The following is a 1,395-nucleotide window of genomic DNA, read 5'->3' on the forward strand; positions in this document are numbered from 1 at the left end:
ACCGAGGACTGGGCGACGTGGCGCGAGCGCTTCGCGCCGCGCGCTGCGATGGGCCTGACCTCTCTGGTCATCGGCGCCGGCGCGACCGTCCTCGCGGTGCTCCTCGCCTACGGCGCACCAGCCCTGCCGGGCATGCCGACCGCAGCACCCGCGTCGACCGAGGCGGCTGTCGACGCCGACGACGCTCTCGCGACGCTCCAGGGCCAGCTCGCCGCCGCGACGACCGCCGATGCCTGGCCGACGCTTCATCCCTCGCTCGACCAGGCACTGCGCGACTCCTCGTCGGCCAACCCCGCCCACGACTGCTTCACCCCGGATCGCACTCCGGATGCCGACTCCTGCTCGTGGGGCGACCCCGGCGCCGCCCATCACCTGTACCTCGTCGGCGATTCCAGCGCCATGGCCTACGCTCCCGCGTTCGCGCGGCTCGCCGCCGAGAGCGGGGGTGCGTGGCGGGTGACGACCGTCGGGATGTACGGATGCCGCTTCACCGACGTCCTGATCGAGAGTCGCGACCCAGCGGTCACCGCCGGCTGCGACGCGCGCAAGCGCGAGGTGTCGGCCCTGGTGTCGGCCGCACCCGCCGATCTGGTGGTGGTGTCGAACGCGTTCACCCTGGCCCGCTCGGTCGACGGACGCGACCTGGGCGCCGGCGACCTGGCATCCGCCACCGCCCGCCTGGTCTCGGCCTGGGCGCCGCCGGGGCGCACCGTGTACCTCGCGCCCCCGCCGCACGGTGCCGATCTCGGGCGCTGCTTCTCGCCGGTGACGGGACCGAGCGCCTGCCTCTCGGCGGTCGACGACGTGTGGACGCAGATGCAGACCGCCGCCGAGGCGCAGGCCGCGACGACCGGCGATGCCGCCATCAGCGCCCTGCCGTTCACCTGCTGGCAGGGAATCTGCCCCGCCTTCGCCGGTGACACGCCCGTCCGCTACGACGACACGCACGTCACGCCGGCGTTCGCGGAGCGGCTGACTCCGATCCTGCGGGCCGCGCTGGCCGACCGCGGGCTGTACTGAGCGCCGGAAAACGCAATCCCGGGCGCGCCCGCCCGATGCCTGGGAGGCTGGGGGAGTGACCCCGCACCCCGATCCCTCCCGCTACGACGTCGAGGCGCTGCGCGAACGTGTGCGGCACCACCGGGACGGCCGGGTCGACGACAGCATCCCCGCCCTCGCCGGCGCCGACCCCGGCCTGTGCGGCATCGCGCTCGCCCTGCCCGACGGCACCGTGCGCGTCAGCACCGAGGCCGACGTGACCGTGAGCGTGCAATCGGCGGTGAAGCCGTTCCTGTTCGCCCTCGCGCTGCTCGACACCGAGGGCGGAGCCCTCGACCGGGTCGGCATCGAGCCGACGGGGGAGTCCTTCGACGCCATCCTGCTCGAAAGCGGCAC

Annotated in this window: 2 protein-coding genes; both read left to right on the plus strand. The window is 74.3% G+C overall.

Translation table 11 applies throughout. The features are described 5' to 3' along the window. Positions 1–1,020 (plus strand): SGNH hydrolase domain-containing protein (locus DBR36_RS17930; protein WP_308810970.1); only part of this gene is annotated, 1,020 nt, incomplete at its 5' end. Between the two features lie 55 nt (positions 1,021–1,075). Next, a partial coding sequence (locus DBR36_RS15495) for a glutaminase (protein ID WP_146185398.1) occupies positions 1,076–1,395 on the plus strand: 320 nt, incomplete at its 3' end.

The sequence above is a fragment of the Microbacterium sp. HMWF026 genome, from assembly GCF_003061325.1.
GTDB lineage: Bacteria > Actinomycetota > Actinomycetes > Actinomycetales > Microbacteriaceae > Microbacterium > Microbacterium testaceum_E.